Annotated in this window: 5 protein-coding genes; 2 read left to right on the top strand and 3 right to left on the bottom strand. The window is 48.6% G+C overall.

The window, feature by feature from the left end; translation table 11 throughout:
- Positions 1 to 884: 2-oxoacid:acceptor oxidoreductase family protein (locus QW597_06655; protein ID MEM0156258.1), on the bottom strand; the 884-nt coding region annotated here is incomplete at its 3' end.
- Between the two features lie 52 nt (positions 885 to 936).
- Positions 937 to 1,170, bottom strand: a complete 234-nt coding sequence (locus tag QW597_06650; protein ID MEM0156257.1) for a hypothetical protein — start codon at positions 1,168 to 1,170, stop codon at positions 937 to 939.
- Positions 1,171 to 1,319: 149 nt separating this feature from the next.
- Between QW597_06650 and QW597_06645 the strand changes: the two genes are divergently transcribed.
- Positions 1,320 to 2,693 (top strand): aspartate ammonia-lyase, encoded by a 1,374-nt coding sequence (locus QW597_06645; protein MEM0156256.1) that lies wholly within the window; start codon positions 1,320 to 1,322, stop codon positions 2,691 to 2,693.
- Between the two features lie 185 nt (positions 2,694 to 2,878).
- Positions 2,879 to 4,141 carry a tRNA (N(6)-L-threonylcarbamoyladenosine(37)-C(2))-methylthiotransferase gene (locus tag QW597_06640; protein MEM0156255.1) on the top strand — a complete coding sequence of 421 codons (1,263 nt, stop codon included), beginning with the start codon at positions 2,879 to 2,881 and terminating at the stop codon, positions 4,139 to 4,141.
- Here the strand turns inward: QW597_06640 and QW597_06635 are convergent.
- Positions 4,083 to 4,554, bottom strand: a 472-nt coding sequence (locus tag QW597_06635; protein MEM0156254.1) for a diphthamide synthesis protein, incomplete at its 5' end; no start/stop codon positions are given. The two genes, QW597_06640 and QW597_06635, sit on opposite strands and share 59 nt — an antisense overlap.

Below are 4,554 nucleotides of genomic sequence, written 5' to 3'. Positions count from 1 at the left end.
ACCTCCATCATGCCTGACATCCCGACAGCTTCTGTCATCAAAGCGAAACCTCCACCTGATGATCCCGTCATGGCACGCACGCCTGCATAGTTCGCGCCAATGGCCATGTTTATAGCAGAAATCTCGTCCTCGGATATCTTCAGGAAAATGTCAAACTGCTTTGCATGAGAGGCAAGAAAATGCATGACGGAAGTGGCAGGAGTCATGGGGTAACCCACGTACATCTTCAACCCGCCACTCACAGCACCGAGGCCAACGGCTTCGCCGCCGGCCATCAGATACTTCCCTTTGCCGCTGTACTGTAAGTTCTTGCTGATCTTCTTGAAATTTGCGGAATAATAATCAAAACCCTCTTTCGCGGCACTGACATTCTGGTCCGCCACATCTCCCTTGTGCCCGAACTGTTCCGCTATGACTCCGGCAACGATATCAAAATTCAGGTTTATGGCAGCGGCAAGGGCTCCGATGGCTACCGTATTCTTCATCAGGGGGTTCTTACCATGCTTCGCGGCAATTTCCTCAAGCGGCATTGCGCAATATGTAACATTCCGCTTCTCAAAACCAGTGATTCCCTTGTCAAAAATTGCTATACCCTCCAGGGGCGATGCACCACCCTCGTTTATCATCGGGTTCGTGTGTCTCTCCACACCGTCTTTGTTGAGCGCTATCAGAACATCAAGACCGTCTCCCTGACTCTTAACCCTGTCATGGGCGGCTCTTATCTGGTACCAGCTTTGTCCACCTCTAATCAGACTCTGGTAGTAATTGTATGTATTGACGTACAATCCACTTCTAGAGAATGCCTTTGCGATTATTAGCCCTGCTGACTGGACACCATCTCCAGCTGCGCCAGCGACTCTAATCACTACCTCGGTATCCTTCATACGCATTACCTTCCACACGATTGAAAAAAAGTATTAAACGTTTTATAAGCTTTTACTTATTATTCTTTAACAAATAGCGTCTTCCAAATCTTTCTCTTTTCATCTTATAGGTTCTGCTGGAACTACAGTAAGACGCCCACTCGGTGTGTCTTACTCTGTTCCAATCGAACTCAATGCCCATTACTGGTTTGGGAAGCTCTGGATCAAAGCCCGTTTCCCCTGCTTTAGCATCATATCCAGTTGGTTTCATGCCACCATTTCTGATAGCTTTTATGTGGTTTTTCATCTACTTGCTCCTTTACGCCAATAGGTTTTCTGGTTGTTCCTGATCACTAATCCCATTTATTCCGGATTTGTTTGCATTACTCCATAATGATCAAGAGGCGATGCGTGAACCCTGAAAATTGCTATATAATCTCTCGCCATGTCATGTACATGCAAAGGAAAGAGAAGGACGTTCTTGGTGAAGTATCCATAGATGACAGCAAGTACTACGGCGTCAACACCGTCAGGGCGATGGGCAATTTCATGATCACGGGCCTGACTGCCGACTCTGACCACATAAATTCAATGACCATAATAAAGAAGGCTGCCGCATCAGCAAACAACAAGGGAGGCAAGCTTCCGGATGACAAGAAGGACGCCATAATGAAGGCATGCGACCGCATCCTGGCAGGGGAGTTTCATGAACAGTTTGTCATAGATCTGTTCCAGGCCGGAGCGGGCACATCTTACAACATGAACGCTAATGAGGTTATTGCCAACGTTGCTCTCGAGGTCATGGGAAAGAAGAAGGGTGACTATGCCGTCATACACCCCAATGACCATGTGAACATGAGCCAGTCCACAAATGACGTTTATCCCACAATGATCAGGGTCACGGCAGTAACAAAGGCAATGAAATATATACCCGAAGCACAGCGCCTTGTAGATGCACTGAAGAAGAAGGGGGAGGAGTTCAGGCATACCGTTAAGGCTGGGAGGACACATCTTCAGGATGCCGCACCGATAACCCTTGGGACAGAATTCTCCGCCTACGCATATGCCCTGGAAAAGGATCTCGGCGAGTTCAAGACAGCTGTCGATTATATCCTGGAGCTGAACATTGGCGGCACGGCTGTAGGCACTGGGATCAACACGTCTCCGGGATTCCAGAAGAACGTTGTCTCTGAAATCAGGAAATTCACCTCTCTAAACTTCAGGGAGAGCGGTAACCTCCCGGGGATCATGGAGTTCATGACTGATTTCTCCAGGCTGATGAATTCTGTAACCAATGCAGCACTGGATATCACGAAGATGGCCAATGACATCAGATTAATGTATTCCGGCCCTGGAACGGGTATGCACGAGATCACAATTCCCGCGGTGCAGCAGGGGTCATCTATAATGCCGGGAAAGGTTAATCCGTCGATCGCTGAAGCGATGAACATGATCTGCCACTCCATCATGGGTGCACAACATGCCCTGAACGTATCCGTCCAGGCCGGGCAGTTTGAACTCAACGTGATGATGCCTCACATCGACTATGAGCTGAACCGGTCGATAGACATAATGACAAACGGAATGAAGATGTTCAGGGAAAAGCTCATAGAGGGAATAACCGCAAACGAGGAGGTCTGCCAGGAACACCTATCCAGAAGCTTTGGATCAGCTGCACTCCTGAACCCGTATCTTGGCTACGATAGCGTGGCAAAGATCGTCAGGGAAGCCCTAACCACGGGGAAGTCTATCAAGGAGCTTGCCGTGGCTACCGGGAAAATAGATGAAAAAAGGTTCTCTGAGATCATGAAGGGCGGCATTCCAAAATAATTTCCTAAATTTTTGTTGATAAGGGTGTCATACAGCCTGAAATTATCTTAGGTGTAGATTTCCGCGAAAGGCCAACCCAGCACTGAAACAAAAATCCAGGCCTGATCCGCAGGGAAACTTTCAGGATAAATTATTTCGCCACCCGGGGGCAACAGAAAAATATCAGGTCGTGATGAGGCGAACAGATGAAGATATATTCCGAGTCCTACGGGTGCACCCAGTCCAAGTCTGAGACTGGTCTTTATGTGAATTCCCTCCTTGGGAAAGGCGGAGAGCTGGTCACTAGGCCTGAGGATGCGGACCTGATTGTGATGGGTACGTGTGTCGTGATCAGGCAGACAGAAGAGAGGATGATAAGGAGGATTCAGGATCTTTCACAGATATCCAAGGTGAGGGTTATGGGCTGCCTTTCCACCGTAAGCGCCGGAACGCTTTCAGGTGAAAACGTGGAGGTGGCAAACAGCATGGATTTCAGGAACCTATACACTGGCATGCTGGATGATATTGAGATAAGGGAACCCTCAATCTTTGAGGGTATTCCAATAAATCAGGGTTGCACGGGTAGCTGCAACTTCTGCATATCCCACCTGGCCCGAGGAAAACTGCTATCTCGGCACCCTGAAAAAATACGGAACCAGGTTATTATGCAGCTGGAAAAGGGCATAAGAGAGGTCAGGATTTCCTCCCTTGACACCGCGGCTTATGGGAAGGATATTGGATTAAGGTTAAACACGCTCATAGACCGAATTGCTTCCATAGAAGACGACTTCATGCTACGCGTAGGCATGATGGAACCTCGGAATACCTTGGAGATCCTCCCTGACCTGATAAGGTCATATTCCAGTCATAAGGTGTTCAAGTTCCTTCATCTGCCCGTTCAGAGCGGAGATGATCGTATTCTCGAATTGATGAATCGTGAATATCCCGTATCAGACTTCCTGAAGATTGTAGGTGCATTCAGAGAGAGTTTCCCGGACATTGCCCTATCAACTGACATCATTTCTGGATATCACGGCGATGACGAGGAGAGTTTCGAGGCGAATTGCAGGCTTATTGGCGTTGTCAGGCCTGACGTAATCAATATAACGAGGTTTTCCCCCAGGCCATATACCAGGGATTATGGATCTAAGGTACCGGCGTCAAATCTTGTGAAGAGATGGACAAAGGCATACACTGACATGCACCGGGAAATCACGAGGGAAAAGCTTCATTCCCAGATTGGAAGGGTAATGAAGGTTATGGTGACAGAGAACGGCAAGGAAGGGACCATGGTGGGCAGGGACATGTCATACAGACCGGTGGTGCTCAAGGGTTCCTATGCCAGATACACAAAAATGGATGTCGAGATTGTCGAGGCGGCAGAAACTTACCTGATCGGTAAACCTCTTTTCACGGAGGATCGTCCACGGCAACGATCTCATCCATCACGTAGCCTCTCGTTCTCTTGATCCCAAGGAGAGACTGGAATTCCGGAGGGGTGAGAATCGGCATGGAAAACCTGTCAGCGTCATCGATGGGAACTCTCGGACATCCCGTGAATACCACCGCATCACATTTCATGTTCTCATAATCGGACGGCCTCATGTCATTGGCACTGAGAAGTACCGCCTCCTTCCCCATCTCAACGGCCTGTTTCACCACGGTTTCCGCCAGTTTTCTCCTGTACTGGCCTATCTTTGTGTCGAAAACCACACAGATACGTTTCGCGTCGGATGCTCTCGATATCCTCGCATACCTGCGCCTCAGGAACGCGTCCCGCTCTTCTCTTATTGAACTGATAGTCAGGTAGTTCAGGTCAAGAAGAAACACTTCCTTTTCTGTGGAAAGCTGTACGCCTATCGCGTGGAACTTACCTGTACTA

This window comes from Thermoplasmataceae archaeon, assembly GCA_038729425.1.
Taxonomy (GTDB): Archaea; Thermoplasmatota; Thermoplasmata; order Thermoplasmatales; family Thermoplasmataceae; genus B-DKE.
The sequence above is the reverse complement of the archived record's forward strand: the minus strand, read 5'-3'. Positions and strand labels throughout refer to the sequence as shown.